This is a genomic window from Alsobacter sp. SYSU BS001988, assembly GCF_054796215.1.
Genome location: NZ_JBTAMK010000002.1, coordinates 403,595 through 428,953, shown reverse-complemented (window position 1 = coordinate 428,953; position 25,359 = coordinate 403,595). Strand labels below are relative to the sequence as shown.

Genomic DNA, 25,359 nt, shown 5'->3' with positions numbered 1-25,359 from the left:
CCCACAGTATTCCAGGTTGTGCGGCGGCTATTCCCGCCGCGCCGTCTGGCCCTTTCGGGCCGGACATCATGTTCGAAGGACGCCAAAAGCGCTGATTGTCATCGCAATGCGGCCATGATCTCCAGCGATACCGCTGCTGGATCATCCTTCAACGATCCCGCGATCCTCCCCGGATCGCTTCCCATCTGCTGACGCTCATTTCAGGCGTGCTGGCGTTTCGCCGGCCCGCGGGCGTCGCGTCAATGGCGGGGCCAGTCGCCCCGCCCCCTCCAGGAGCATACCGATGAAGTCCATTCTGTCCCTCGGCGCCGCCGCGCTGCTCGTTTCCGCGTCCGGCGTCGCCTTCGCCGCCGACCTGCCCGGCCGCCGCAGCGCTCCCGCGCCCATGCCGGTCGTCTATGCGCCGGTCTTCACCTGGACGGGCTTCTATGTCGGCGCGAACGCCGGCTACCGCTTCGGCGAGAACCGCACGACCTTCCTGTATTCGGGCGCGTCGCCGGCGGGCCTCTTTCCGGCCCGCCTGAAGGACGACAAGGGCTCGTTCACGGGCGGCGCCCAGGCCGGCTACAACCACCAGATCGGCTCGATGGTGCTCGGCGTCGAGGGCGACGTGAACTATCTGGGCTCGGGCAAGCGCCAGAGCTTCGTCGGATCCTCGGGCGTCCTGACGTCCTCGGTCTCCACCGAGTCCAAGACCGACTGGCTGGGCACGGCCCGCGCCCGCGCGGGCTTCGCGTTCGACCGCGCGCTCGTCTACGGCACCGGCGGCCTGGCCTTCGGGAACGTGAAGAGCAGCACGGCGGCCTCGCTCAACACCGGCGCGGCCTGGGCGGGCTCCAAGTCCGACACGGCGGTCGGCTATGCGGTGGGCGCCGGCGTCGAATACGCCTTCACCAACAACCTGACCACCAAGATCGAGTATCTCTACTACAATCTCGGCGACCAGAAGACCGCCCTCGTGGGCTCCGGCCCCGTCGGAGCCTTCACGGTCGGCTCGAAGGCCAAGGTGGACGGCGACATCGTCCGCGCCGGCCTGAACTACAAGTTCTAGGCGTCGCGCGCGGGGCCTCGCCCCGCAGCGATGCGCAAGGCCCGGCGCTCAACCCGCCGGGCCTTTTTGCGTCGAGGCTCAGGCGTGCGCCAGGACCGTCAGGTTCACGGCCTTGGGGCCCTTGCCCTTCTTGTCGGGCTCGATCTCGTAGGAGACCTTCTGGCCCTGGTCGAGCGACGGCAGTCCCGCCCGGGACACCGCCGTGACATGGACGAAGATGTCGCGTCCGCCATCGTCCGGCTTGATGAAGCCGTAGCCCTTCTCTGTGTTGAAGAATTTCACCACGCCCTGCTGCGTCATGCTGGTTCGCTCCCTTTCGGGTCGCCGCGCGCGCCCTCGCGCGCGCCGTTACGCCCGGCGCCGAACGGGTGCGAAGGGCGGCGTCGATCGGCTGGCGCGCGCATGGCGGGCCGGCGTAGTCGCGCCAACAGCTTTATTCTCTCGCCCCACTCGAACGCATGTAAAATGTCCGTCAACTCAGGCAACGTTTCAAGACGAAATCGCCAGGATCTTCCGTCTCGGTCCTATGTCGAACGGATTAGTCTGTTGGAAATGCTGTATAGCCTTCAGCGCCCGTGCGATGTGCTTCAGTCGCGCGCCGCACGACCCTCTTCGACCAGCCAGTCGCAGCGAAACAGCCCGTCGCCCTTGCGCGCCAGCAGCCGTGCGAGCGGCGGTCCCAGGGTCTGCATCTCGGCTTCGAGGGTCCAGGGCGGGTTGACGACGAGAAGGCCCGAGCCCGCCAGCACGGCGGGGTCGTTGGCGGGCTCGCGCAGCATCTCGATGCGCAGCGTCTTGGCGACGCCGCTGTCGCTCACCGCCTCGTAGAAGGCGTCGCGCTGGCGGACGTCCTTCACCGGGAACCAGGCCAGGTAGGTCCCCGTCCGCCACTTGGCCCAGGCCTTGGCGAGGCGCTCGGCCAGGCGCTCATACTCGCCGGGCTCCTCGAAAGGCGGGTCGATGAGCACGAGCCCGCGCTTCTCCACCGGCGGCACATAGGCGTTCAGCGCGGTCCAGCCGTCGAGTTCGATCACTTTCGCCCGCTTGTCGCCGTCCAGCGCCTGGGTCAGGCGCCGCACGTCCTCGGGGTGCTTCTCGATGAAGACCAGCCGGTCCTGCGCCCGGGTCAGCGCCGCCGCGATCAGCGGCGATCCCGGATAGGCGGTGGGACCGTGGAAGGCGCGCGTCTCGCGCACGGCCCGCCAATAGGGCTCGAGCAGGGCGGCGGCTTCGCCCGCCAGGGGCCGGGCCTCCAGCCGGCCGATCCCGTCGCGCCACTCGCCGGTGCGCTCGGCGAGCGGTCCGGCGAGATCGTAGCGGCCGATCCCCGCATGCGTGTCGATGACCCGGAAGGGCGCGGGCTTCTGGGCGAGATGGACGAGGATGCGGGCCAGCACGGCGTGCTTGAGCACGTCGGCGAAGTTTCCGGCATGGAAGGCGTGGCGGTAATTCATGCGGCCATGAAGGGCGTTTCGGGCCGCGGGTCAACGGGGAGGGCGCCTGGCCCTCCCCGGCGGTCTGTCTGGGGAGCCTGCCTCAGGCGGCGCGGCGCTCGTGCCGGCCTTCCTTCACCTCCTCGATGATCTTGGCCACGAAGGCGTCGAGATCGTCGGGCTTGCGGCTAGTGATCAGCCCCTTGTCGACGACCACCTGCTGGTCGACCCAGGTCGCGCCGGCGTTCTTGAGGTCGGTCTTCACCGACGGCCAGGACGTGACGGTGCGGCCCTTGGCGACGCCGGCCTCGACCAGCAGCCACGGGCCATGGCAGACGGCGGCCACCACCTTGCCGCTGTCGAAGAAGGTCTTCACCAGCTGCACGGCCTGGGGCTCGATGCGCAGCTTGTCCGGGTTGATCTGGCCGCCCGGCAGCACGAGGGCGTCATAGTCGTCCGCGCTCACCTGCGACAGCGTCTTGTCGACCTTGACGCTCTGGCCCCAGTCGGTCTGGTCCCAGCCGCGGATCTCGCCGGGCTTCATGGTCTTCTCCGGCGAGACCACATGGACGGTGGCGCCGGCCGCCTTCAGCTGCTCCAGCGGCTTCAGAAGCTCCGACTGCTCGAAGCCGTCGGTCGCGAGAATGAGAATCTTGGCCTGCCCGATATCGGTCATGGCTACCTCCGTTTGCGATGGGGATCCGGGCCAACGCGGAGGGGAGGGGGCGGTTCCGGGGTATTCTGTCGCAGCACGATGCTATACGATGCTGGCCACACGTTAGAGGCCACACATGACGCTCAGCATCAGGAATCCCGAGGCCGACGTCCTGGCCCGCCGCCTGGCCGAGATCGAGGGCGGGACCATCACGGACGCTGTCGTGCTGGCGCTCCGTGAAGCGCTGCAGGAGCGTCTCAGGCGCGAAAAGCCCTCCGAGACCGCGCGTCGGATCCTGGAAAAGCATGGGCTGAAGTTCAGGAAGGATCGCCAGCCTGTCACGCCTGACGCCTTTCACGCGCTCGACCACGACCTCACCGGGGACGATTGATGTACGTCGACGCCTGCGCGATCGTCGCGATCATGGCCGGCGAGGAGACGGCGACGGCTTACGAGACTGCGCTTCTCGAAGCCGTTTCGCCTTGGACCTCGGTCCTCGCCGCGTGGGAGTCGATCATCGTGCTGTCGTCGCCCGGGCAGTTGGACTGCTCCTATCGGGAGGCGGAACGTGTCGTGGTCGATTGGCTGGACGAGCGCGGAATTGCGCTCCGCGACGCCGCTGACCTGAGGGCCGTGTTGTCCTATGCGGTCGGAGTGGCCGAGGATCACGGAATCGGCAAACGCCGCCTGAGCAACTTCGACTGCTTCCATTTTGCTCTCGCCAAAGCCTCCGGCGCTTCTCTCCTGACGATGGACCGGCACTTGCGGTCCACCGACATCGAAACCGTTCCCGCCGCGCCTTAGCTCACCCCTTGCCGAACCCGCCGCCCGTCGGCGTCACCACCGTCACGGCCTCGCCCGCCTCCAGCACCGTCTGATCGCAGCCGCCGAGCTCGTCGACGCGGCCGTCGAGGCGGCGCACCAGGGTGCGGCCGACTTCGCCGGGCTCGCCGCCGTCCATGCCGAAGGGCCGCACCTTGCGGTGGCTGGACAGGATGGCGCACTCCATTCGGCGCAGGAACCGGATGGTGCGGCTGGTGCCGTCGCCGGCGTTCCAGCGGCCCTTGCCGCCCGAGCCGAGGCGGATGTGGAAGTCCTCCAGCAGCACCGGGAAGCGATATTCGAGCACCTCGGGATCGGTGAGGCGGGAGTTGGTCATGTGGACGTGGACGCCGGGCGTGCCGTTGAAGCCGGGTCCTGCGGGCGAGCCGGAGCAGATCGTCTCGTAATACTGGTACTCGTCATTGCCGAAGGTGAGGTTGTTCATGGTGCCCTGAGAGGCCGACATGGCCTCCAGCGCGCCGAACAGGCAGTTCGTGACCGCCTGCGACACCTCCACGTTGCCGGCCACCACGGCGGCCGGATATTCGGGCGAGAGCATGGATTGTTCCGGAACGACGATCCGGATGGGCCGCAGGCAGCCGGCGTTCATCGGGATGTCGTCGTCCACCATCACGCGGAACACGTAGAGCACCGCCGCGCGGGTCACCGGGGCGGGCGCGTTGAAATTGTCGCCGCGCTGGGGCGACGTGCCGGTGAAGTCGACCGTGGCCTCGCGCTTCGCCTTGTCCACCGTGATGCGGACCTTGATGGCGCAGCCCTGGTCCATCGGATAGGTGAATTCGCAATCGCGCAGCCGGTCCAGCACGCGGCGCACGCTTTCGGAGGCGTTGTCCTGCACGTGGCCCATATAGGCCTGCACCACATCGAGCCCGAACTCGCCGATGACCTTGGAGAGCTCGCGCACGCCCTTCTCGTTGGCGGCGATCTGGGCCTTCAGGTCGTTGACGTTCTGGACGACGTTGCGGACCGGGTATTTGGCGCCGAGCAGCAGCGCCTCCGTCTCGGCCTCGCGGAAACGGCCCTGGTCGACGATCTTGAAGTTGTCGATATAGACGCCTTCCTCCTCGATCGTGGTCGCCAGCGGCGACATGGAGCCCGGCGCGACGCCGCCCACGTCGGCGTGATGGCCGCGCGACGCCACCCAGAACAGGATCTTGTCGCCCGCGCGGTCGAACACCGGCGTGCAGACCGTGATGTCGGGCAGATGCGTGCCGCCATTATAGGGCGCGTTCAGCATGTAGACGTCGCCAGGCCGGATCCGGCCCTCGTTCAGCCGGATGATGGTCTCCACCGACTTGTCCATGGAGCCGAGATGCACCGGCATGTGCGGGGCGTTGGCCACCAGCGCGCCCTCGTGGTCGAACACCGCGCAGGAGAAGTCGAGCCGCTCCTTGATGTTCACCGAATAGGCGGTGTTCTGCAGCGTCACGCCCATCTGCTCGGCGATGGACATGAACAGGTTGTTGAAGATCTCCAGCATCACCGGGTCGGCGCTGGTGCCGACCGCCGTCCGCTTGGGGAGCGCCACCGCCCGGGTGAGGACGAGGTGGTCCTTGGCGGTGAGCGCCGCCTGCCAGCCGTCCTCGATCACCACCGTCTGGTGGGGCTCGATCACCAGCGCGGGGCCGCGCACGACGTGGCCGGGGGCCAGTTGCTCGCGGGCGAAGACCGCCGCCTCGCGCAGCGCGCCGGCGCTGTAGATGCGGGTGCGCTCCATCGGCTCCGGCAGGGGCGCGGCCGCGACGGCCTCCTCGCGCTCGGCGATGCCGGCGCCGCCGCCGACAGCCTCCACCGAGATCGCCTCGACCACGAGCGGCTTGGTCTCGTCGATGAAGCCGAAGCGCGCCCGGTGCGCCGCCTGGAAATGCTCGCGCATGGCGGCGAGGAGAGAGTCACGGTCCGAGGCCAGCGCGGCGACCTCCACGGGGACCTCGAGAGAGGTGTCCGTGCCGGCGTAGCGGACATGGGCGCGCACATGCAGCGCGACGGCGTCGGCGGGGACGCCCTGGCCGGCCACCTCGTCGCGGCAGATGGCGCCGAGCCGGTCGGCCTCGCGGGCGAGCGTGGCCAGGACGGCGGGCGCAAAGGGCTCCTCGATGGCCTGCTGGCGCGTGGCGCGGATGTCGGCGAGGCCCATGCCGTAGGCCGACAGCAGCGACGAGAAGGGGTGGATCAGCACCGTCTTCATGGCCAGCGCATCCGCGACCAGGCAGGCGTGCTGGCCGCTGGCGCCGCCGAAGGCGTTCAGCGCGTATTGGGTGACGTCGTAGCCGCGCGCCACCGAGATCTTCTTGATCGCCTCGGCCATGTTGGCGACGGCGATCCGGACGAAGCCGTCCGCGACCTCCTCGGGGCTGCGCCCGTCGCCCACCTGGGCGGCGAGCTCCGCGAAGGCGGCGCGCACGCTGTCGGCGTCGAGCGGCTGGTCCTGGTTGGGCCCGAAGATCTTCGGGAAAAACGCCGGGTTCAGCTTGCCCAGCATCACGTTGGCGTCGGTCACGGCCAGCGGCCCGCCGCGGCGGTAGCATTTCGGGCCGGGATTGGCGCCGGCCGAGTCGGGCCCAACCCGGAACCGCGCGCCGTCGAAATGCAGGATGGAGCCGCCGCCGGCCGCCACCGTGTGGATCAGCATCATGGGGGCGCGCATGCGCACGCCGGCCACCTCGGTCTCGAAGGCGCGCTCGTACTCGCCGTCGAAATGGGCGACGTCGGTCGATGTGCCGCCCATGTCGAAGCCGATCACCCGGCCAAAGCCCGCCTCCTTGCCGGTCTCCGCCAGCGCCACCACGCCGCCGGCCGGGCCGGAGAGGATCGCGTCCTTGCCGGCGAAGAGGTCGGCGGCCGTGAGTCCGCCGGAGGACATCATGAACATCAGGCGGGCGCCGCTTCGCTCGACGTCCAGTTCGGAGGCGACCTGCCGCACATAGCGGCCGAGGATGGGCGACAGATAGGCGTCCACCACGGTGGTGTCGCCGCGGCCCACCAGCTTGATGAGCGGGCTCACCTCGTGGCTGACCGACACCTGCGGGAAGCCGAGCTCGCGGGCCAGCGCGCCCACCTGGCGCTCATGCTCCGGGTAGCGATAGGCGTGCATGAACACGACCGCGACCGCCTTGAAGCCGGCGCCCCTGGCGGCCTCCAGTTCCGTCCGGATTGCGGCGAGGTCCGGCGTCTGCTCCACGGTCCCGTCGGCGCGCACGCGTTCGGCGACCTCGACCACCTCGGCGTAGAGCTGCTCGGGCTTCACGATGGCCTTGGCGAAGATGTCGGGCCGGGCCTGGTAGCCGATGCGCAAGGCGTCGCGGAATCCCTTCGTGGTCACCAGCAGCGTGCGCTCGCCCTTGCGCTCCAGCAGGGCGTTGGTGGCGACCGTTGTGCCCATGCGGACGTCGCCGATGGCGCCGGCCGGGATCGGGGCGCCGGGCGCCAGCCCCAGCAGGTCGCGGATGCCCTGTACGGCGGCGTCGCTATAGGCTTCCGGGTTCTCGGAGAGCAGCTTGCGGGCGTGCAGCGCGCCCTGCGGGTCGCGGCCGATGACGTCCGTGAAGGTGCCGCCGCGGTCGATCCAGAAGTCCCAGCGCGCCGTCGTCATGATGGTCTCCCTCGAACCTGCTTCGCCGTCATCCCCGGCCGGAGCGCCGCAGGCGCAGTGGGGAAGGGGATCTGGCGAGCGCGCACCTCGGGCGCCCCTGTCCTGGATCCCCGTCCCGGCGCGAGCGCCGCCGACGGTGACGGCGTCAAACCAACATGGCCGCCCGCTTGCATGGGAGGCCTGGCCGGAGCCTAGCCGCCGTCCGGCCCCGATGGAAAGCAGTTTTCGCAAAACGTCGATAAATTGTTGACGTCGTGAAATCCCCGCTTAGCATCCGCTTCGGGCCGTGATTGGATGGCCCGGCCTTCGTCCGCTCAGGGAAAGGGTTTGCCCGCCAATGATTTCCCGCAGCCACCCACGGGCGCCTGGCTCCGTCGCGAGCCGGAGCGTGGCCCAATGATCCGCCGCTTCCTCGACGCGCTCTACCTTGGCGCCGGCGTGCTGGCGGGTTTCTTCCTGATCGCCATCTTCCTCCTGATGATGCTCCTCTCGGTCGGTCGGGAGCTCAACCTGAACGTCGCGTCTGGCGATGATTTCGCCGCCTGGTCGCTGGTCGCGATGGCGTTTCTGGGCCTCGCCCATACGTTCAAGCGGGGCGAGATGATCCGGGTCGGCCTGCTGCTGGAGCGGCTTGGCGGACGCTCCCGGCAAGCCGCCGAGATCCTGTCGCTCAGCATCGCGATGGCCTTCATCGGCTATTTCACGTGGCAGGCGGGCCGGCTGGCCTACGATTCCTGGCGGTTCGGCGACATGTCCCAGGGCGTGGTCGTGATCCCGCTCTGGATCCCCCAGTCGGGCTTCGTCCTCGGCCTCGCCATCCTGCTGATCGCGATCGTGGATGAGCTGACCGTGGCGCTCCAGGGCCGCCGGCCCACCTACGAATTGGAGCCGGCTGCGACGCCCGAAGAACTGATCGAGCGCATTGCCTCGGGCGGGGGAGTTTGAACCATGGCGGCCATCTCCCTTCCCGAACTGTCGATGATCCTGCTCGGCTTTCTCGTCCTTATTCTGGCGAGCGGCGTCTGGATCGCGGTCGGCCTCGGCCTCGTCGGGCTCCTGGCGATGGTGCTGAGCACGAATGTGCCGATCGGGCAGGTGCTCGCCACCACCGTCTGGAGCGCGTCGGCGTCGTGGACGCTGGCGGCGCTGCCGCTGTTCATCTGGATGGGCGAGATCCTGTTCCGGACAAGGCTGTCGGAGCAGATGTTCCGGGGCCTGTCGCCCTGGCTCCAGTGGCTGCCTGGGCGCCTGATCCACACCAACATCATCGGTTGCGGCATCTTCGCCGCCGTGTCCGGCTCCTCGGCCGCCACATGCGCCACCATCGGGAAGATCGCGCTGCCCGAGCTCAAGAAGCGCGGCTATGACGAGCGCATGAGCCTCGGCACCCTGGCGGGCTCCGGCACGCTGGGCCTGCTGATCCCGCCGTCCATTCCCATGGTCGTCTACGCGGTGACGGCGAACGTCTCCGTGCTGCAGGTCTTCCTGGGCGGCTTCCTGCCCGGACTGCTCGTGATGGCGCTCTACATGGGTTACGTCATCGTCTGGGCGTTGCTGAATCCCGACAAGCAGCCGCCGCGCGATCCCTCGATGCCGTTCATGGACAAGCTGCGCCAGTCGGCCAAGCTGCTGCCCTGCATGCTGCTGATCGCCGTGGTGTTTCTGTCGCTGATCCTGGGTTTCGCGACCGCCACGGAATGCGCCGCCTGGGGCGTCACCGGCGCGCTGGCGCTGGCCTGGTGGAGCGGCACGCTGACCCGCGAGGCCTTTTTCGACAGCGTGATGAGCGCCACGCGCCTGACCTGCATGATCATGCTGATCCTGGCGGGCGCCGCCTTCACGACCGCCGCGATGGCGTTCACCGGCATTCCGGCGGCGCTGGCCGAGTGGGTGAAGGGCCAGCAGCTCTCCCCGCACATGCTCGTGCTGGCGCTCACCTGCATGTACATCATCCTGGGCTGCCTGATCGACGGCATCTCGATGATCGTGCTCACCGCCGTGATCGTGCTGCCGATGGTGAAGCAGGCGGGGTTCGACCTCGTCTGGTTCGGCGTCTACCTCATCATCCATGTTGAGATGGCGCAGATCACGCCGCCGGTCGGCTTCAACCTGTTCGTGCTGCAGAACATGAGCGGCAAGGACACCATGACGATCGCCAAGGCGGCACTGCCGTTCTTCTTGCTGCTGAACGTCGCGGTGTTGATCATCACCACGTTCCCGCAGATCGTCCTGGTGCTGCCGAAGCTCGCCTTCCCCGACTGAAGACCCCGACCATTCAACCCGTACGAGGATCGCCGATGACGACACTGAAGAACATCGCAGCCACCGCCATCCTCGCCGGCTTCGGCGCCCTGGCGTTCACGGGCTCCGCAGGCGCCCAGACCAAGTGGAACCTGCCCACCGCCTATCCGCTGGACAACCTCCATACCGAGAACCTGCAGCAATTCGTCAAGGACGTGGAGAGCGGCAGCGGCGGCAAGCTGACGATCACGATCCACGCCAACGCCTCCCTGTTCAAGGCGCCCGAGATCAAGCGCGCGGTGCAGACCGGACAGGCGCAGATCGGCGAGGTGCTGATGTCGCTCCACGAGAACGAGGACCCGATCTTCGGCGTCGACGTGGTGCCGTTCCTGGCGACCAGCTTCAAGGATTCCAAGAAGCTGTGGGACGCCTCGCGTCCGGCCGTGGAGAAGAAGCTGGCCAGCCAGGGCCTCGCGGCTCTCTACGCCGTGCCGTGGCCGCCGCAGGGCATCTACGCCAAGAAGGACCTCAACACGGTCGAGGACATGAAGGGCCTGAAGTGGCGGTCCTACAATGTCGGCACGGCGCGCATCGGCGAGCTGGTCGGCGCGCAGTCGGTCACCATCCAGGCGGCGGAGCTGCCGCAGGCGCTGGCCACCGGCGTGGTGAACTCCTTCATGTCGTCCGGCGCGACCGGCTATGACAGCAAGGTGTGGGAGAGCCTCGACCACTTCTACGACACGCAGGCCTGGCTGCCGAAGAACATCATCTTCGTCAACAAGGCCGCCTTCGACGCCCTGGACAAGGCGACCCAGGACGTCGTCGTGAAGGCCGCCGCCGCCGCCCAGGAGCGCGGCTGGAAGCTCTCCGAGGACAAGACCAAGTGGTACCTCGACCAGCTCGCCTCCAAGGGCATGAAGGTGCAGGCGCCGAGCCCGGCGCTGGCCGAGGGCTTCAAGAAGATCGGCGACCAGCTGACCGCCGACTGGATCAAGAAGGCCGGCGCCGACGGCCAGGCCGTGGTCGACGCCTACAAGAAGATGTGAGCGAAGAAGGGCGGCTCCCAGGGGCGGCCCGATTACGCCTCCGTCATCCCCGGCCGGAGCGGCGAACCCGCGCAGGGGAAGGGGATCCAGGGGCGACGGGCCACAGACTGCGCCCAGTGCCCTGGATCCCCTTCCGCGCCATCGGCGCGCCGGGGATGGGGCGCCGCTTGAGGCCGTCAACAGATCGAACCACCTGCACCCATGCCCGAACGCCCGCGCAGCCCCCCGGATCTCGGACCCATCGTCTCCTCGGCGCATCTCGCCTCGGGGGCGCTGCCGGCGCTGTCGGAGTTCGAGTTCGGCCTCATCCTGGCCTCGCACGCCTTCCACCGCTGGATGGTGCGCGCCATGGCGGCGGCCGGGTTCCCGGACCTCTCGGCGCTGGACGTGCTGGTGCTGCACAACGTCAACCACCGCGGCAAGGCCAAGCGGCTGGCCGACATCTGCCTCGTGCTGAACGTCGAGGACACCCACCTCGTCACCTATGCGGTGAAGAAGCTGGAGCGTCTGAAGCTGGTGAAGAGCGGCAAGGCCGGCAAGGAGAAGACCATCGCGATCACCGCCCCGGGGGCGGAGGCCTGCGCCCGGTACCGCGAGATCCGGGAGGGCCTGCTGGTCAAGGCCGTCAAGGGCTTCGGCTTCGACGAGAAGCAGCTGTCGGAGGTGGCCTCCACGATGCGGGCGCTGTCCGGCCACTACGACCAGGCCGCCCGCGCCGCCGCGTCGCTCTGACGCCCCTGGGCGGGAGGGCCGGTTGATTCCCGCCATGATTGTGGGCCGGCGTGTCCGCCGTGCACTTGACCCCATGGCGACGCTTCCGCATCGTGAGGCGGAGTGTACCGGAGCAGGTTGATGCGAAGCATGAAATCGGGGCGCGGCCGGGCGGCCGGCGTCCATGGGGCGGGGGTTCTGACGGCCGGCCTTCGGGCTACGGCCGCCTCGGCGCTCGTCGGGACGGCGCTTCTCGCCGCGTCCCTGGCGTCTTCCGCCTCCGCCGAGGAGCGTGTCCCGGCCGAGCGCTGGACGCTGCCCTACAGCGCCTATCCGGCCAACATCCCCGCCTGCGCGGATCCGGCCGTCCTGACGAAGATCCAGGACCGGTTCTCCGAGACCGAGAGCAGCTACTGGAACTCCGCCGCCGCCATCGTGGCCTTCGAGACGGTCCGGGTGCTGGGCTTCCGGCCCTGGGGCCTCGACTACATCCCCCGCCTGTTCTGCACCGGGACCGTCCTGGTCAATGACGGGCGCCGCCACCGCATCGACTACTCGGTCGCGGAGGATCTCGGCTTCATCGGCTGGGGCTGGGGCGTGGAGTATTGCGTGACCGGCTTCGACCGCGAGCGCGCCTATTCGCCGGCCTGCAAGATGGCGCGGCCCTGACCTTGCGGCGGCCCGTCGTGTCGGGCCGCCCGCCGGGGCCTCGCTTGGACGGCCCCTCTCCCGAACGTTTCAGCATCGATTTCAGCGCCTTGCATTTCCTCGATCGGAGCTTTCCCATGTCATTCGGGCGAACTGTCCACGCCGCGGGCCGGGTCCTGCGGGCGTGCGCTCTTGCGTGGCTCATGGCGGCCTGCGGCCTGTCGGCGTCCGGCCCGGCCGGCGCCCAGGAGGGCGGCGAGCGCCGCGGCGGGGCGGCCGGCGATTTCGACTTCTACGTGCTGGCCCTGTCCTGGTCGCCGGGCTTCTGCTCGGTCGGGGGCGGGGACGACAAGGGGCGCGAGCAGTGCCGCTCCGGCTCGAAGCTCGGCTTCGTCGTGCATGGCCTCTGGCCGCAATATGAGCGCGGCTTCCCGTCCGAGTGCTCGCCGGCCGGGCGCTCGCCGTCCCGCATCGCCGTCGAGGCCGCCAAGGGCGTCTTCCCGGACGAGGGCCTCGCCCGCTACGAGTGGCGCAAGCACGGCGTCTGTTCGGGCCAGAGCCCGACCGACTACTTCTCCTCCGTTCGCGCCGCCCGCGACAAGGTCGTGATCCCTCCCGGCCTGAAGGAGCCCTCGGCCGACCAGACCTGGACGGCCATCGACCTCGAGCGCGCCTTTGTGGCCGCCAATCCGGGCCTGCGCGTCGACATGATGAGCGTCGCCTGCCGCAATGAGACGTTGCAGGAGGTCCGCATCTGCCTCAGCAAGGACCTGCGCCAGTTCCAGGCCTGCCGCGAGATCGACCGCCGCGGTTGCCGCGCGCGCGAGATCAGGGTCCCGGCGGTCCGCTAGGGAGCATGCTGCGAAAAGGTGGAAACCGGCTTTTCGCGCCAAAGCATGCGACCGCCAGGAAGCGAGGGCATGCTCACCACCCCTGCGTGCCGGGGCCGCCCTTGAACGGCCCGACCACGTCGGGCGTGATCCAGCCGCCATAGCACCCGCCCTCCTGCGGGCGCACCGCCTCGCCGTCCACCCGGCAGGCGTCCATCAGCCCCGGATAGAGCGCGATGTAGCCGGCGATCGCCGCGAAGGCCGGCGTCGGCCGCGGATAGGCCCAGGCGGCCCGGCGCGCGATGCGCGGCGGGCCCTCCGGCTGCGGCGCGACGATGTCGAAATAGACGGCCGGACCCTTCCATTCGCAGACGCTGCCGACGCCCGGCAGGGGGACCAGCCGGTCCATCCTGACGTCCTGCGGAGGCAGGTAGTAGGTCGGCGGGTGGCTCGTCTCCAGCGCCCGCCAGGCGGCGCGCGTGTCGGCCAGGATCTCGCCGCCGAACACGACCTCGACCCGGCGGGTCGAGGGCCGCACGATGGCCGGGCGCGGGTAGTCCCAGACGCTCTCCTGGCCGGGGCCGGGCGGCAGGGGGACGGGGCGGATCATGGCGGAGGTTCCGGCGGCGGGGCTCCCCCGAAAGGTGGAGCGCGCCGCGCCCGCGTCGAGCCCCTGCGGCGCCGCGTCCCGGCCCGGCGGGCGCCGGTCAGCCCTCGCTGAGCTGCTGCACCCGCAGCTTCAGCGCGGCGTTCTCCTGCCGCAGCGTCTCTTCGTCCGGCGGCGCGGGCTTCGCCGACGCTTCCGGGGCGGTCTCGTAGGCGACGCCCATCAGGTCGCCCGCCCGCCACACCTGGCGCACCATCCGGCGCTGCCCCGACTTGCCGTCCAGGAGCTCGAACCGGCTCGGCACCATCACGGCGGGACTGATCTGCAGCCGCGCTCCGCCCGCCGACAGGTTGCGGATCACGCATTCGATGCTGTTGCGCCCATGGTCGAACAGCACCCGCCCGGGCAGCATCGTCCGCTGCCGCGGATGGGCCCGCCTGTTCACCTCGCCGTCGGCGCCTGGGTGGCTGTTGGACATGCCGGCAATCTAGGGGAGAATTGTTAAATGATAATTGATGTTAGCGGCTGGCGGACCGCCTCGCCTGACATCGAGCCATCGCCCCCACGCCCCTCATCCTGAGGAGCCTCGCGCAGCGAGGCGTCTCGAAGGAGGAGGGGGTCCAGGAGGTTGCGCGGGCGGCGGGCGCTGGAGCCCTCGTCCTTCGAGACGCAGGCCCAAGAGGGCCTGCTCCTCAGGATGAGGGGGTGGTGGGGTTCGGCCGGCGGCGGCTGGGCGCTAGCCCTTCTTCCCGCCCCGGAACGCCCGCGTGCCGGGGCGGCCGGCCTTGCTGCGGGCTGCGGCTTCGCCGCCGAGGGGGCGGCCGAGGCCGCCGCCGAGATTGTGGGGGCCCATCTCGTCCAAAGTGGGCTTGCGGGCCCGGGTGGGCGGCAGGTCGGTCGGCGTGTCGTCCGAGAAGCGCGGCCCGTCCGGGAAGCGGTCGTCCCCCGTCGTGCCCGCGCCGCGGCCGCGCTTGGGCTCGGCCGGGGGGAGGTTGCCGGCGCGGCCGTATTTCTTGGGGCCGGCGTAGCCGCCGGTCTTCTCGTCCACCTGGGTCTGGGTCGCCATGGGGTCGGCGGCCAGCACCAGCTCGGTGGCCTGCAGGCGCTTGATCTCGTCGCGCAGGCGGGCCGCGACCTCGAAATCGAGATTGGCGGCGGCCTCGCGCATCTTCTTCTCGAGATCGGCCAAAGTGGCCTTCATGTTGTGGCCGACCAGCGCGCCTTCCTTGGCGACGCCGGTGTCGACACGGACATGGTCGCGCTCGTAGACGCTTTCCAGGATGTCGCCGATGTTGCGCTTGACGCTCTCGGGCGTGATGCCGTTGGCCTCGTTCCAGGCCCTCTGCTTCTCGCGGCGGCGGTTGGTCTCCTGGATGGCGCGCTCCATGGAGCCCGTCACCTGGTCGGCGTAGAGGATGACCTTGCCGTCGACGTTGCGGGCGGCGCGGCCGATGGTCTGGATCAGCGACGTCTCGGACCGGAGGAAGCCTTCCTTGTCGGCGTCCAGAATGGCGACGAGGCCGCATTCCGGAATGTCGAGGCCCTCGCGCAGCAGGTTGATGCCGACCAGCACGTCGAAGGCGCCGAGGCGCAGGTCGCGCAGGATCTCGATGCGCTCGATGGTGTCGATGTCGGAATGCATGTAGCGCACCCGCACGCCGTTCTCGTGCAGGTACTCGGTGAGGTCCTCGGCCATGCGCTTGGTCAGCACGGTGACGAGCGTGCGGTAGCCATGCGCCGCGACCTCGCGCACCTCGCCCAGCAGGTCGTCCACCTGCGCGCGGGCCGGGCGGACGTCGATCACCGGGTCGATGAGGCCGGTGGGTCGGATGACCTGCTCGACGAAGACGCCGCCCGTGCGCTCCATCTCCCAGGAGCCCGGCGTGGCCGAGACATGGACGGTCTGCGGCCGCATGGCCTCCCACTCCTCGAAGCGGAGCGGGCGGTTGTCCATGCAGGACGGCAGGCGGAAGCCGTATTCGGCCAGCGTCGCCTTGCGGCGGAAGTCGCCCTTGTACATGCCGCCGATCTGCGGAACCGTGACGTGGCACTCGTCCGTGAACACGATGGCGTTGTCGGGCAGGTATTCGAACAGCGTCGGCGGCGGCTCGCCCGGCCGGCGGCCGGTGAGATAGCGCGAATAATTCTCGATGCCCGCGCAGGAGCCGGTGGCCTCCAGCATCTCGATGTCGAACAGCGTGCGCTGCTCCAGCCGCTGCGCCTCGAGCAGGCGGCCCATGCGGTAAAGCTCCTCCAGGCGTTGCTTGAGCTCGTCCTTGATGCTCTTCACGGCCTGCTGCAGCGTGGGCTTGGGCGTGACATAGTGCGAGTTGGCGTAGATCTTGACGAATTCGAGATCGGCCGACTTCGTCCCGGTGAGCGGATCGAACTCCTGGATGCTCTCCACCTCGTCGCCGAAGAGGTTGATGCGCCAGGCTCGGTCCTCGTAGTGGGCCGGGAAGATCTCGACCACGTCGCCGCGCACCCGGAAGGTGCCGCGCGAGAAGTCGCCCATGTTGCGCTTGTATTGCAGGGCCGTGAGGTCGGCCAGGAGCTGGCGCTGGTCCAGCCGCTCGCCGATCTTCACCGTGAACGTCATGGCCGTGTAGGTCTCGACCGAGCCGATGCCGTAGATGCAGGACACGGAGGCCACGATGATGACGTCGTCGCGCTCCAGCAGGGCGCGCGTGGCGGCGTGCCGCATCCGGTCGATCTGCTCGTTGATCGAGGATTCCTTCTCGATATAGGTGTCCGTGCGCGGGACGTAGGCCTCCGGCTGGTAATAATCGTAGTAGGAGACGAAGTACTCGACGGCGTTGTTCGGGAAGAAGCTCTTGAACTCGCCGTAGAGCTGCGCCGCCAGCGTCTTGTTGGGGGCGAGGATCAGCGCCGGCCGGTTGGTGCGGGCGATCACCTGCGCCATCGTGAAGGTCTTGCCCGAGCCGGTGACGCCGAGCAGCACCTGGTCGCGCTCATGGCGCTTCACGCCCTCGACCAGCTCCGCGATGGCGGTGGGCTGATCGCCCTTGGGCTCGAACTCGGACACGAGGTCGAAGCGCTTGCCGCCTTCGGACTTGTCCGGGCGGGGCGGCCGATGCGGCGCCCAGGGCTTCTTCTCGCGCAGGTTCGGGTCGCCCTGCTCCAGCAGCGCCTTCAGCGAGTCCATGGTGGCGGTCGCGCCCACAAGCCCGTTGCCGCGCACCTGGTCGTCGTCGTCCTCGTCGCGCAGCACGTTGCCCTGGCGCACCCGCTTGGGCGCGGCCTTCAGGATGTCCTCGCGCGAGAGACCGACGTCGCGCTTGCGGTTGCCGGGGTGGATCTCGCCCTCGAGCGGCGGCGGGGCCGCCTTGGCGCGCCGGGCCGCGGCGCCGGGGGCGGCGCGGCCGTTGTCGCCGTCGGCCGGGAAATCGAGCCCGAGCTTGCGGGCCAGAGCGGGATCCACGCCCTCGACGTCGTCGGGGTCGTAGCCGGCCTGCGGCGACTCGGCGAAGCCGGAGCCCGAGCGCGCCGTCTTGGCCGCTTCGCGCGCGATGCCGGGGTTGAGCAGCGCGGCCAGATGCTCGTCCAGCGGCTTCAGCTCCGGCTTTGACGCCTTGGAGCGGGGCGCGCGGGGGCTGAGCGCGCTGTCGCGGCCGGAGGACGGCGCCGCGGCGCGCGCGGGGGATTTCGGTGCTTTCGCCATGCCGGGAAGATGGGACGAGTCAGCGCCCGGGGCAAGCCGCCGGGGCGATGCGCAACGCAGGCCCGCGTCGACGGAGGCCGATCCGGCGGAAGGCCGCTCCTTGTCATGGAACCGGGCGCCAAACCTTAACGATTGTTAGGCCCCAATGTCGCCTCTGTCTGCCGTTCTGTTGCGCAGCTCGGACGCCCGCCAATGCCCTCAGATCCCCGCCTCGTCCTCACCGCCCTGAACCGCTTCGGCCTCGGCGCCGCCCCCGGCGACCTCGCCCGCGCGGCCGGGGATCCGCGAGGTTTCGTGCTGGCGCAGGTCAACCCCGCCGCGGTGCGGCCGCTGGAGAACGTCGCCGGCTACCCCGCGCTCAAGCCCAGCGCCGAAAACCTGGTCGAGGCCCGGCAGGCCGAAAGGATGCGCCGGGAGCAGAAGCGCGCCCAACTCGCGGCCGCGCCCGGCATGGCCATGCAGGACGACTCGGCCGCCGCCCGCGCCATGGCGCCGCAGGCCAAGGCGCCGGAGACCCCCGAGCAGAGCAACTTCCGCGCCGAGGCCGCGGCGCGCTTCGCCCGGCTGGCCGCCACGGACAACGGGCTCGTGGAAGCGCCTCACGCTGTTCTGGTCCAACCACTTCGCCATCTCGGCCGGCAAGGGTCCGGGCGTGCGCATGCTGGCGGGGAGCTTCGAGCGGGAGGCCATCCGTCCCCATGTCCTCGGCCGCTTCGGCGACATGCTGAAGGCCGTCGAGCAGCATCCGGCGATGCTCTACTACCTGGACAACCAGCAATCGATCGGGCCCGCCTCGCGCGCCGGCCAGCAAGGAAAGCGCGGGCTGAACGAGAACCTCGCCCGCGAGATCCTGGAACTGCACACGCTCGGCGTCGACGGCGGCTACACGCAGGCGGACGTCTCCAGCCTGTCGCGCATCATCACCGGATGGACGGTGGCGGAGCCCGACAAGGACCCGGAGCTGGGCGGCCGCTTCAGCTTCGCGGCGGCCCGGCACGAACCGGGCGACCACGCCGTGCTGGGCAAGGTCTACGGGGAGGACGCCCAGCGCCAGGGCGAGGCCGTGCTGGCCGACCTCGCCGCGCATCCGTCGACCGCGCGCCACATCGCCCGCAAGCTGGCGCGCCATTTCGTCGCCGACGCGCCGCCGCCGCTGCTCGTGGACAGGCTGGCGAAGACCTTCCTGGAGACGCGCGGCGACCTCGGCGCGGTGACGCGCGCGCTGGTGGGCGCGCCGGAGGCGTGGTCCGCCCCGGCGACCAAGCTGAGGACCCCGCAGGACTTCGTCGTCGCGGCGCTGCGGGCGACCGGCAGGCCGCCGGACCCGGGCGCGGTGACGAGCCTGCTCGCCCTGCTCGGGCAGCCTTTGTGGCAGCCGATCGGCCCGAACGGCTTCTCCGACCTGTCGGCCGAGTGGGCCTCGCCCGAAGGCGTCTCGGCGCGCCTCGACGCGGCCGCCCAGTGGGGCCGGCAGAACGCCCGGCTGGACCCCAACGCCCTGCTCGACGCCGTGATCGGCGCGGCCGCCTCGGCCGAAACCCGGCAGGCGGTCGCCCGCGCGGAAAGCCGGGCGCAGGGACTGGCCCTGCTGTTCATGTCTCCCGAATTCCAGCGTCGATGAGCCAGGAGCGCGCCATGTCGCCCATGATTTCGTCCGGGCCCGGGTCCCTGGCCTGCTGCGAGACCCCCGACGCCTCCCGTCGCGCCGTGCTGGTGACCGGGGGAGCGCTCTTCGCCTGGGCGTTCGCGCCGCGCTTCGCCCATGCGGCGGGCGGGAGGGACCCGCGTCTCGTCACCATCGTGCTGCGCGGCGCCATGGACGGGCTCTCGGCCGTCGCGCCGCTGGGCGATCCCGACTACGAGGCCCTGCGCGCCGGCATCGCGCTCTCGGCCGGCGGCGACGCTCCGGCGCTGCCGCTGGACGGCTTCTTCGCCCTGCATCCGGCCATGCCGAACTTCGCCCGGCTCTACAAGGCCGGGCAGGCCCTGGTGGCCCATGCGGCGGCCACGCCCTATCGGGGGCGCTCGCATTTCGACGGCCAGGACGTGCTGGAGAGCGGCCTGCCGGGGGTCGGGGCGGTGGACAGCGGCTGGTTGAACCGCGCCCTCGCGGCGCTGCCCAAGGGCGAGCGCATCGCCCGGCTGGGCGGCGTCGGGGTCGGGGCCACCACGCCGCTGGTGATCCGCGGCAAGGCGCCGGTGCTGGGCTGGAGCCCGCAGGGCCTGCCCAAGGCGGACGACGACCTCGCCGCGCGGGTGCTGGACCTCTATCGCCTGAAGGACCCGGCGCTCGGCGACGCGCTGGTCCGCGGGCTCGACGCCGACATGATCGCCACCCGCAACGGCGGCGCGCAGGCCCGCAAGGGCGGCGGCGGCGCGGAGGCCATGAAGCGCGCCGCCGAGGGCGCGGCGCGGCTGATCGCCCAGGACGACGGGCCGCGGCTGGCCGCGCTCGCCTTCGGCGGCTGGGACACCCACGCCAACGAGGGCGGCGCGACGGGCCAGCTGGCGCAGCTGCTCGGCGGCCTGGACGGCGCCCTCGCGGCCTTCGAGCAGACCCTGGGTCCGGTGTGGAAGGACACCGCGATCCTGGCGGTGACGGAGTTCGGCCGCACCGCACGCGTCAACGGGACCGTGGGCACCGACCATGGCAGCGCCACCTGCGCGTTCCTGGTGGGCGGCGCGGTCAAGGGCGGCCGGGTCGTCGCCGACTGGCCGGGCCTCAAGGAGGCGCAGCTCTACGAGAAGCGCGACCTGAAGCCGACCACGGATCTCCGGGCCGTGCTGAAGGGCGTGCTCGCCGAGCATCTCGGCCTGTCGCGGACGGCGCTGGGAACCGCGGTGTTCCCCGATTCCAGCGCGGTCCAGCCCCTGCGCGGGCTGATCGCCTGACCCGCCCCTTGCGGCGGGCGGACCCGGTCAGCCCGAACCCGGAAGCGACCGCTGCAGGGCGGGGCTGAACGGCCCGCGCGCCTGCGGGCAGGGGGTCGCGGTGGGCTCCCACGAGGTGTTGTTCAGCACCATGACGCAGCGCGCCAGGCGCGAACCCTCGACGGTGCGCAGGCATATCGTCTCGCCCATCTGGTAGGTCTGTCCCTGCGCCCGGCAGGTGCAGGGCGGCAGCGGCGGGTCCGGCCCCCAGGGCGCGAACCGCCCCTCCGCCAGCGCCGACGCTCCGCCGGCCAGCAGGGCCAGCGCCGCCACGCCCGCCATGGGGACTCCGGTTCGACGCATGCGCGATCCTACCACGACGACGCCCCCGACGCAGCCTTTTCGCCCGCCCCGCCTCGCCCTGGAGGAGAGGGGCGGGTTGACACTTTAGCAAAATAGTCCTATATCGCTTCGGCCCGGATGCGGGCGGGGCCGGCGCCGGCCTTCTTCGCATCCGCAACGAGCTTTTCGGTTTCGCGCCCGCGCCGCCCACCGGCGATGCGGGCCGGAGCGGTCGGGCTCTCGCGCGCCGAGGCTCACGCCTCCTGCGGCGGACGCAGTCTCGTCCGCAACCCCCGCGGCCTCCTCGGCCGCCCCCTGCCGGTGCGGAGTCAAGCCCGGTCCCGGACGACGCAGGGTTACGGTCGTTCCTCGCGGAGCAGGGTCAGGCTTCGCTCCCGCGGATGGGGAGACCTCCGCTCCGAGCCGCGTCCGGGCGATGCGCGGCCCGACCCGCCGCGGGACGGCGGGGGAGACTGCGCCAGCCTCAGGCGCCGCGCGCGAGAGCCGCCGACCGCCCACCCCCGCGCCCGCAGGCGACGGGGCGCGCGGCGCGTCCCGTTCCGGGGACCACGGCCACGAGACCGCCACGCAAGAACCGCCGCCGATCACGGGGACCGACGGCGGCGAAGATCATCGTTTGTGATGGGTCGTCTGAAACGCCTGGTTCGCCAGGGTTCCGCCGAACATGTCAGGCCATCCTGCGGATGCGCCTGACCGTCATGACCTCTTCGGCGGCTCGGTCAGCGATCTGAGCCCCACTCTCTCCGGATCGAGGCTTGCGCCCCTCCGGACCGGCCTCAGAAGAGGCCGAACACCACAGCGCCGACCAACGCGAACGCCGCACACATCGCCATCATGTTGAGCCGCTGGACTAGGGCCATGTGGTCCTCCTGGGGCGGTTAACACTATCCTAACGCTATCAGCCTTCCGGCATTGCGCAAGCGATTTTCTTGCTGCTCTGCAGCATGCGGAAGATGTTTCAAATGCTGTGTATTCGTTGAGGGGCTTTCTTCATGTATGGAGAATGCTGTTCAAGTAACGAGTAGACGTGACTTCTTTATTCGAAGGTCATGCCCAGGATGGAATGCCATCTTCCATGGCCGCTCTTCGTCGACGTCGCGCAGATGGCCCGAGTCTTATAGAAGAGTTGGTTGTCACAGAACGGGACGCAGGGCCCGCTCCAGGAAGGCCGCCGCGGCCAGGCAGCGCGCGTCGCGGGCGAAGGGCGCGACCACCTGCAGGCCGATCGGCATGCCGTCGGCGGCGCGCAGGCCCGGCACGTTGACGCAGGGCGCGCCGAGCAGCGTGAAGAGGCGGTTGAACCGCGCCTCGCCGGTGGTCTCGCGTCCCGGGGCGGGGCCGGGCGCCGACAGCGTCAGCAGGACGTCGACGCCGTCGAAAAGGTCGCGGGCCGCCATGCGGGCCCGCCGGGCCGCGCCGCGGGCGGCGTCGTAGTCCTCGGCCGGCGTGGCCTCGCCGGCCGCCAGCGCGGCGGCGATCCCGGGCGGCAGGTCGGCGCGCCGCTCGCGCCACTCCCAGCCGAGCGAGCCGTGCAGCTCGAACTGGTAGAGGGTGGGCTGGCGGCGGTCCGCCTCGACCAGCGGCTCGGGCAGGTCGACGGAGCGGACGCCCGCGCCGGCGCGCTCCAGCGCCCGGGCGGCCGTCTCCAGGGCCGCCATCGACTCCGCGCTGCGCTCGCCCGCATGCGGCATGGCGGCGACGCCGAATCGCGGCGCGCCGGGGTCCCCCGCCGGCGTCATCGCGCGGCCGGAGATCAGCTCCAGCGCCAGAGCGAGGTCGGCCGCGGACGCGGCGAAGAGGCCGAGCGTGTCGAGGGTCCAGGCCGTGGTCTTCACCCCGACGGCGGGCAGCAGCCGAAAGGAGGGCTTCAGCCCGGCCGCGCCGCAGAAGGAGGCGGGGCGGATGACCGACCCGGCCGTCTGGGTGCCGACCGCGAGCGGGACGAGCCCGGCCGCGACCGCCGCCGCCGAGCCCGCCGAGGAGCCGCCGGGCGTGCGGTCGGGACGATGCGGGTTCAGCGTGGGGGCGGGGTCCAGATAGGCGAAGGCGGTGGTCTCGGTCTTGCCCAGGATGGTTCCGCCCAGCTGCCGGATGCGGCTCACGATGGCGGCGTCGGCGCGGGGGCGCCAGTCTCCGTAGATCGCCGGGCAGCCGAGCTCGGTCGGCATGTCGGCCGTGTCGATGACGTCCTTCACGCCGACGGCGACCCCGGCGAGCGGTCCCGGCGCGGAGGCGGCAGCCGGCTCGGCGAAGCGCACGAAGGCCTTCAGTTCGGGGTTGCGCGCCATGGCGGCGTCGCGGGCGTCGCGGACGGCGTCCGCCGCGGTCGTCTGGCCGGCGTCGATGCGGCGGAGGATGTCGACAAGGGAAAGCATGGGCCGGGTCTCGCGTGATGCGCCGCCGCGGCGGGACTCGCCGGGCGCGCGCCACCATAGCGGCCCTGCGCGGGCGGGCGAAAGCGCCTCCGCGCGCCGCGTCCGGCGCATTTGCGGAGCCGGTCCGCTTGGGCTAACGCTGCGTCATGCGTTGGCGCCACGGCCCGCCCGGGCCTCCCCATGGCTGCGGCCCGTTCAGGCGCCGGGGCTACCATCACGGCCAGTTGCGCGAAGCCCTGATCGCGGCGGCGCGCCAGCTCCTGGGCGAGCGCGGGCCCGAGGGCTTCTCGCTCACCGACGCCGCCAAGCTGGCGGGCGTCAGCCCGGCCGCGCCCTATCGGCATTTCCGCGACCGCGAGGCCCTGCTGGCCGAGGTCGCCGCCGAGGGCTTCGGGCTCTTCGGCCAGCGGCTGGCGGCGGCGCTGTCCTCGGCGCCCGGCCAGGCTGGGTTCACCGCCATGGGCAGGGCCTACCTGGCCTTCGCCCGCGAGGAGCCGGGTTTCTACGCGGCCATGTTCTCGCAGCGGGCGCAGCCGTCAGGCGAGGATGCGGACGGCGCCGGCCGCCCGGCCTACGAGATCCTGCTGCGCGGGGTGGCCGGCGCGCTCGCCCAGCATGGCGGGGCGGGGGTCGACGCGGAGGCGTTCGCCCGGCAGGTCTGGGCGCTCAGCCACGGGGTCGCCAGCCTGGAGCGCGCCGGCTGCTTCGGGCGCACCCGTCCGGGGGAGGCCGAGGACCTGCTGGTCAGCGGCGTCGAGGCGCTGCTGAGGGGCGCGCGCGACCGGGCGGCGGCCGAAAAGGCCCCGGCCTGACCACCCTGCGCCCTAGATGGGCGCGATCGGCTCGTCCTTGACCTTGTCGAGCGCGACGGCGGTGCGGATGGTGCGCACATTGGGCAGGGCGGTCAGCTCGGCCACCAGGGCCTGGAAGGCCCTGAGGTCGGGCGCGACGCATTTCAGCATGAAGTCGATGTCGCCGGAGAGCGTCCAGCACTCGCGCACGGCCGGCCAGTCGCGCATCCGCGCCTGGAACCCGCCGAGGTCGGCCTCGGCCTGGCTGGAGAGGTGCACGAAGGCGAAGAACACGATCTCGAAGCCGAGCGCCTTCTCGTCCACCAGCGCGCGGTAGCCCTGGATGATTCCGGCCTCCTCCAAAGCCCGCACGCGCCGCAGGCAGGGCGGCGCCGACATGCCGACCCGCCGGGCGAGCTCCACATTGGTCATGCGGCCGTCCGCCTGGAGCTCCCGCAGGATCTTCAGGTCGATGTCGTCGAGGCGTGTCGGCAAGGGGCGATTCCGCTGCGGTGCGATAGGCCCTGTTTAGACGTGAACGGTTCGGCGGGGAAGGGCGGGGCCTTGCCCGGCCGGCTTTTCCGTGCGACTCGCGTCCCATGCTCCCTCCCGCCACCACCTGCTGGATCATCACCGACGGCAAGGCCGGCGACGAAGGGCAGTGCCTGGGGGTGGCCGAGGGCCTGGGCCTGGCGCCCGAGATCCGGCGCGTGGCGCCGCGGGCGCCCTGGTCGTGGCTGGCGCCCTGGGGCCCGGTCGACCCGCGCGAGGCGCCGGGGAGGGCGGGCGGCCCGCTGGCGGGACCCCCGCCCGACATCGCCATCGCCAGCGGCAGGCGGGCGGTCCCGGCCCTGAAGGCGCTCAAGCGGGCGTCGGGCGGGCGCACCTTCACGGTCTTCCTGAAGGACCCGCGCACCGGGACGGGCGCGGCCGACTTCATCTGGGTTCCCGAGCACGACCGGCTGCGCGGCCCCAACGTGCTGGCGACCCTGACCTCGCCGCACCGGGTCACGCCCGAGCGCCTGGCCGCCGCGCGCGCCGCGCCGCCGGCCGCGCTCGCCGCGCTGCCCCGCCCGCGGGTGGCGCTGCTGCTGGGCGGCGACAGCCGCCACCACGTCTTCACCGGCGAGGACATCCTGCGGCTCACCGGCCAGATCGGCGCGCTGGCGCAGACGGGGGCTGGCCTGATGGCGACGGCGTCTCGCCGTTCGCCTCCCGCGCTGGTGGAAGGGGTGCGCAGCATCCTGCGCGGCAAGGGCGGATACTTCTGGGACGGGACGGGCGACAATCCTTACATCGCCATGCTGGCCCTGGCCGACGCGATCGTGGTGACGGCCGATTCCGCCAACATGGTCGGCGAGGCCTGCGCCACAGGCCGGCCGGTGCTCGTCTTCGAGCCGTCCTGGCGCTGCAAAAAGGGGTCGGACCGGCTCAGGCGACAGATAATCGCGCTGAATGAGGCCGGAGCTGTGCGTTTCTTTCAAGGTCGGCTTGAAAGCCATGCATACCCGGCATTAGATAGCACCCCAGTCATCGCTTCGGCGATCGAAGCCGCATACCTGCGGCGCAGGAGCACCCCCGCCTAAATCGATGTGAGCGCCCGCTCCGCGCTCCAAGAGA

The 25,359-nt window shown here is 70.7% G+C and carries 24 protein-coding genes and 1 pseudogene; 13 read left to right on the top strand and 12 right to left on the bottom strand.

Translation table 11 applies throughout. The features are described from left to right. Positions 1 to 283: 283 nt before the first annotated feature. Positions 284 to 1,051, top strand: coding sequence for an outer membrane protein (locus ACYVO7_RS06065; RefSeq protein ID WP_460448929.1), 768 nt, complete (start codon positions 284 to 286; stop codon positions 1,049 to 1,051). 78 nt (positions 1,052 to 1,129) lie between these two features. Here ACYVO7_RS06065 and ACYVO7_RS06060 read toward each other — a convergent pair whose 3' ends face one another. The 3 genes from ACYVO7_RS06060 to ACYVO7_RS06050 form a co-directional block, all read right to left on the bottom strand. After that, positions 1,130 to 1,351 (bottom strand): cold-shock protein, encoded by a 222-nt coding sequence (locus tag ACYVO7_RS06060; protein ID WP_406854464.1) that lies wholly within the window; start codon positions 1,349 to 1,351, stop codon positions 1,130 to 1,132. A gap of 287 nt (positions 1,352 to 1,638) precedes the next feature. Then, a complete protein-coding gene (locus tag ACYVO7_RS06055) occupies positions 1,639 to 2,505 on the bottom strand; it encodes a 23S rRNA (adenine(2030)-N(6))-methyltransferase RlmJ (protein ID WP_460448928.1) in 867 nt (288 codons plus the stop codon). A gap of 82 nt (positions 2,506 to 2,587) precedes the next feature. Continuing rightward, positions 2,588 to 3,160: a type 1 glutamine amidotransferase domain-containing protein gene (locus ACYVO7_RS06050; protein WP_460448927.1), complete on the bottom strand. Its 573-nt coding sequence runs from the start codon at positions 3,158 to 3,160 to the stop codon at positions 2,588 to 2,590. Between the two features lie 115 nt (positions 3,161 to 3,275). On the opposite strand from ACYVO7_RS06050, the gene ACYVO7_RS06045 reads away from it, so the two are divergent. After that, a complete protein-coding gene (locus tag ACYVO7_RS06045) occupies positions 3,276 to 3,530 on the top strand; it encodes a type II toxin-antitoxin system VapB family antitoxin (protein WP_460448926.1) in 255 nt (84 codons plus the stop codon). Further along, positions 3,530 to 3,943, top strand: a complete 414-nt coding sequence (locus tag ACYVO7_RS06040) for a type II toxin-antitoxin system VapC family toxin (protein WP_460448925.1) — start codon at positions 3,530 to 3,532, stop codon at positions 3,941 to 3,943. The genes ACYVO7_RS06045 and ACYVO7_RS06040 overlap by 1 nt, the downstream gene beginning before the upstream one ends. A gap of 1 nt (position 3,944) precedes the next feature. On the opposite strand, the gene ACYVO7_RS06035 is transcribed toward ACYVO7_RS06040, so the two are convergent. Next, on the bottom strand, positions 3,945 to 6,053 hold the full coding sequence (locus ACYVO7_RS06035; protein ID WP_460449132.1) for a hydantoinase B/oxoprolinase family protein: 2,109 nt from the start codon (positions 6,051 to 6,053) through the stop codon (positions 3,945 to 3,947). A gap of 26 nt (positions 6,054 to 6,079) precedes the next feature. Beyond that, positions 6,080 to 7,574: pseudogene (locus ACYVO7_RS06030) on the bottom strand (hydantoinase/oxoprolinase family protein); the annotation flags it as partial. Positions 7,575 to 7,970: 396 nt separating this feature from the next. On the opposite strand from ACYVO7_RS06030, the gene ACYVO7_RS06025 reads away from it, so the two are divergent. The 6 genes from ACYVO7_RS06025 to ACYVO7_RS06000 all read left to right on the top strand — a co-directional run bounded on the left by ACYVO7_RS06025 (position 7,971) and on the right by ACYVO7_RS06000 (position 13,071). Then, positions 7,971 to 8,519, top strand: a complete 549-nt coding sequence (locus ACYVO7_RS06025) for a TRAP transporter small permease (RefSeq protein ID WP_460448924.1) — start codon at positions 7,971 to 7,973, stop codon at positions 8,517 to 8,519. Between the two features lie 3 nt (positions 8,520 to 8,522). Further along, on the top strand, positions 8,523 to 9,836 hold the full coding sequence (locus ACYVO7_RS06020) for a TRAP transporter large permease (protein ID WP_460448923.1): 1,314 nt from the start codon (positions 8,523 to 8,525) through the stop codon (positions 9,834 to 9,836). A 35-nt stretch (positions 9,837 to 9,871) separates the two neighbouring features. Further along, on the top strand, positions 9,872 to 10,861 hold the full coding sequence (locus tag ACYVO7_RS06015; protein WP_460448922.1) for a TRAP transporter substrate-binding protein: 990 nt from the start codon (positions 9,872 to 9,874) through the stop codon (positions 10,859 to 10,861). Between the two features lie 201 nt (positions 10,862 to 11,062). Beyond that, positions 11,063 to 11,593 (top strand): winged helix DNA-binding protein, encoded by a 531-nt coding sequence (locus ACYVO7_RS06010; protein ID WP_460448921.1) that lies wholly within the window; start codon positions 11,063 to 11,065, stop codon positions 11,591 to 11,593. 120 nt (positions 11,594 to 11,713) lie between these two features. Further along, positions 11,714 to 12,241, top strand: coding sequence for a hypothetical protein (locus ACYVO7_RS06005; protein WP_460448920.1), 528 nt, complete (start codon positions 11,714 to 11,716; stop codon positions 12,239 to 12,241). A 182-nt stretch (positions 12,242 to 12,423) separates the two neighbouring features. Beyond that, a complete protein-coding gene (locus ACYVO7_RS06000) occupies positions 12,424 to 13,071 on the top strand; it encodes a ribonuclease T2 family protein (RefSeq protein ID WP_460449131.1) in 648 nt (215 codons plus the stop codon). A 73-nt stretch (positions 13,072 to 13,144) separates the two neighbouring features. Here ACYVO7_RS06000 and ACYVO7_RS05995 read toward each other — a convergent pair whose 3' ends face one another. From ACYVO7_RS05995 to ACYVO7_RS05980, 4 genes are all read right to left on the bottom strand, one after another. After that, entirely contained in the window at positions 13,145 to 13,657 is a 513-nt protein-coding gene (locus ACYVO7_RS05995; RefSeq protein ID WP_460449130.1) for a DUF427 domain-containing protein, read from the bottom strand. 100 nt (positions 13,658 to 13,757) lie between these two features. After that, positions 13,758 to 14,135 carry a PilZ domain-containing protein gene (locus ACYVO7_RS05990; protein WP_460448919.1) on the bottom strand — a complete coding sequence of 126 codons (378 nt, stop codon included), beginning with the start codon at positions 14,133 to 14,135 and terminating at the stop codon, positions 13,758 to 13,760. A 258-nt stretch (positions 14,136 to 14,393) separates the two neighbouring features. Continuing rightward, positions 14,394 to 17,339: an excinuclease ABC subunit UvrB gene (uvrB, locus tag ACYVO7_RS05985; RefSeq protein WP_460448918.1), complete on the bottom strand. Its 2,946-nt coding sequence runs from the start codon at positions 17,337 to 17,339 to the stop codon at positions 14,394 to 14,396. 198 nt (positions 17,340 to 17,537) lie between these two features. Beyond that, entirely contained in the window at positions 17,538 to 17,999 is a 462-nt protein-coding gene (locus ACYVO7_RS05980; RefSeq protein ID WP_460448917.1) for a hypothetical protein, read from the bottom strand. On the opposite strand from ACYVO7_RS05980, the gene ACYVO7_RS05975 reads away from it, so the two are divergent. Both ACYVO7_RS05975 and ACYVO7_RS05970 read left to right on the top strand, forming a co-directional pair. Beyond that, positions 17,992 to 18,960 (top strand): DUF1800 domain-containing protein, encoded by a 969-nt coding sequence (locus tag ACYVO7_RS05975; RefSeq protein ID WP_460448916.1) that lies wholly within the window; start codon positions 17,992 to 17,994, stop codon positions 18,958 to 18,960. The two genes, ACYVO7_RS05980 and ACYVO7_RS05975, sit on opposite strands and share 8 nt — an antisense overlap. Before the next feature lie 14 nt (positions 18,961 to 18,974). Then, the gene (locus tag ACYVO7_RS05970; protein WP_460448915.1) at positions 18,975 to 20,231 is read left to right on the top strand and encodes a DUF1501 domain-containing protein; all 1,257 of its coding nucleotides are present in this window, start codon (positions 18,975 to 18,977) and stop codon (positions 20,229 to 20,231) included. Between the two features lie 27 nt (positions 20,232 to 20,258). Here the strand turns inward: ACYVO7_RS05970 and ACYVO7_RS05965 are convergent, their stop codons facing one another. Together ACYVO7_RS05965 and ACYVO7_RS05960 are read right to left on the bottom strand one after the other, a co-directional pair. Next, positions 20,259 to 20,573 carry a hypothetical protein gene (locus tag ACYVO7_RS05965; protein ID WP_460448914.1) on the bottom strand — a complete coding sequence of 105 codons (315 nt, stop codon included), beginning with the start codon at positions 20,571 to 20,573 and terminating at the stop codon, positions 20,259 to 20,261. Between the two features lie 1,133 nt (positions 20,574 to 21,706). After that, positions 21,707 to 22,948 carry an amidase gene (locus tag ACYVO7_RS05960; RefSeq protein WP_460448913.1) on the bottom strand — a complete coding sequence of 414 codons (1,242 nt, stop codon included), beginning with the start codon at positions 22,946 to 22,948 and terminating at the stop codon, positions 21,707 to 21,709. A 146-nt stretch (positions 22,949 to 23,094) separates the two neighbouring features. Here ACYVO7_RS05960 and ACYVO7_RS05955 point away from each other — a divergent pair, with 146 nt between their 5' ends. Then, positions 23,095 to 23,760: a TetR/AcrR family transcriptional regulator gene (locus ACYVO7_RS05955; RefSeq protein ID WP_460448912.1), complete on the top strand. Its 666-nt coding sequence runs from the start codon at positions 23,095 to 23,097 to the stop codon at positions 23,758 to 23,760. Positions 23,761 to 23,772: 12 nt separating this feature from the next. On the opposite strand, the gene ACYVO7_RS05950 is transcribed toward ACYVO7_RS05955, so the two are convergent. Next, positions 23,773 to 24,234 (bottom strand): Lrp/AsnC family transcriptional regulator, encoded by a 462-nt coding sequence (locus tag ACYVO7_RS05950; protein WP_460448911.1) that lies wholly within the window; start codon positions 24,232 to 24,234, stop codon positions 23,773 to 23,775. Between the two features lie 104 nt (positions 24,235 to 24,338). On the opposite strand from ACYVO7_RS05950, the gene ACYVO7_RS05945 reads away from it, so the two are divergent. Then, positions 24,339 to 25,325, top strand: a complete 987-nt coding sequence (locus tag ACYVO7_RS05945) for a mitochondrial fission ELM1 family protein (RefSeq protein WP_460448910.1) — start codon at positions 24,339 to 24,341, stop codon at positions 25,323 to 25,325. Positions 25,326 to 25,359: the final 34 nt, after the last annotated feature.

What these genes read in the sequence shown, in the direction of transcription:
- ACYVO7_RS06005 (WP_460448920.1), top strand. Translation starts at nt 11,714, where the DNA reads ATGCGAAGCATGAAATCGGGGCGCGGCCGGGCGGCCGGCGTCCATGGG.
- ACYVO7_RS06040 (WP_460448925.1), top strand. Translation starts at nt 3,530, where the DNA reads ATGTACGTCGACGCCTGCGCGATCGTCGCGATCATGGCCGGCGAGGAG.
- ACYVO7_RS05970 (WP_460448915.1), top strand. Translation starts at nt 18,975, where the DNA reads ATGTCGCCCATGATTTCGTCCGGGCCCGGGTCCCTGGCCTGCTGCGAG.
- ACYVO7_RS06020 (WP_460448923.1), top strand. Translation starts at nt 8,523, where the DNA reads ATGGCGGCCATCTCCCTTCCCGAACTGTCGATGATCCTGCTCGGCTTT.
- ACYVO7_RS06045 (WP_460448926.1), top strand. Translation starts at nt 3,276, where the DNA reads ATGACGCTCAGCATCAGGAATCCCGAGGCCGACGTCCTGGCCCGCCGC.
- uvrB (WP_460448918.1), bottom strand. Translation starts at nt 17,339, where the DNA reads ATGGCGAAAGCACCGAAATCCCCCGCGCGCGCCGCGGCGCCGTCCTCC.
- ACYVO7_RS05980 (WP_460448917.1), bottom strand. Translation starts at nt 17,999, where the DNA reads ATGCGCACGCCCGGACCCTTGCCGGCCGAGATGGCGAAGTGGTTGGAC.
- ACYVO7_RS06050 (WP_460448927.1), bottom strand. Translation starts at nt 3,160, where the DNA reads ATGACCGATATCGGGCAGGCCAAGATTCTCATTCTCGCGACCGACGGC.
- ACYVO7_RS06025 (WP_460448924.1), top strand. Translation starts at nt 7,971, where the DNA reads ATGATCCGCCGCTTCCTCGACGCGCTCTACCTTGGCGCCGGCGTGCTG.
- ACYVO7_RS06060 (WP_406854464.1), bottom strand. Translation starts at nt 1,351, where the DNA reads ATGACGCAGCAGGGCGTGGTGAAATTCTTCAACACAGAGAAGGGCTAC.
- ACYVO7_RS05945 (WP_460448910.1), top strand. Translation starts at nt 24,339, where the DNA reads ATGCTCCCTCCCGCCACCACCTGCTGGATCATCACCGACGGCAAGGCC.
- ACYVO7_RS06065 (WP_460448929.1), top strand. Translation starts at nt 284, where the DNA reads ATGAAGTCCATTCTGTCCCTCGGCGCCGCCGCGCTGCTCGTTTCCGCG.
- ACYVO7_RS05960 (WP_460448913.1), bottom strand. Translation starts at nt 22,948, where the DNA reads ATGCTTTCCCTTGTCGACATCCTCCGCCGCATCGACGCCGGCCAGACG.
- ACYVO7_RS06000 (WP_460449131.1), top strand. Translation starts at nt 12,424, where the DNA reads ATGGCGGCCTGCGGCCTGTCGGCGTCCGGCCCGGCCGGCGCCCAGGAG.
- ACYVO7_RS05990 (WP_460448919.1), bottom strand. Translation starts at nt 14,135, where the DNA reads ATGTCCAACAGCCACCCAGGCGCCGACGGCGAGGTGAACAGGCGGGCC.
- ACYVO7_RS06015 (WP_460448922.1), top strand. Translation starts at nt 9,872, where the DNA reads ATGACGACACTGAAGAACATCGCAGCCACCGCCATCCTCGCCGGCTTC.
- ACYVO7_RS06055 (WP_460448928.1), bottom strand. Translation starts at nt 2,505, where the DNA reads ATGAATTACCGCCACGCCTTCCATGCCGGAAACTTCGCCGACGTGCTC.
- ACYVO7_RS05965 (WP_460448914.1), bottom strand. Translation starts at nt 20,573, where the DNA reads ATGCGTCGAACCGGAGTCCCCATGGCGGGCGTGGCGGCGCTGGCCCTG.
- ACYVO7_RS06010 (WP_460448921.1), top strand. Translation starts at nt 11,063, where the DNA reads ATGCCCGAACGCCCGCGCAGCCCCCCGGATCTCGGACCCATCGTCTCC.
- ACYVO7_RS05955 (WP_460448912.1), top strand. Translation starts at nt 23,095, where the DNA reads ATGCGTTGGCGCCACGGCCCGCCCGGGCCTCCCCATGGCTGCGGCCCG.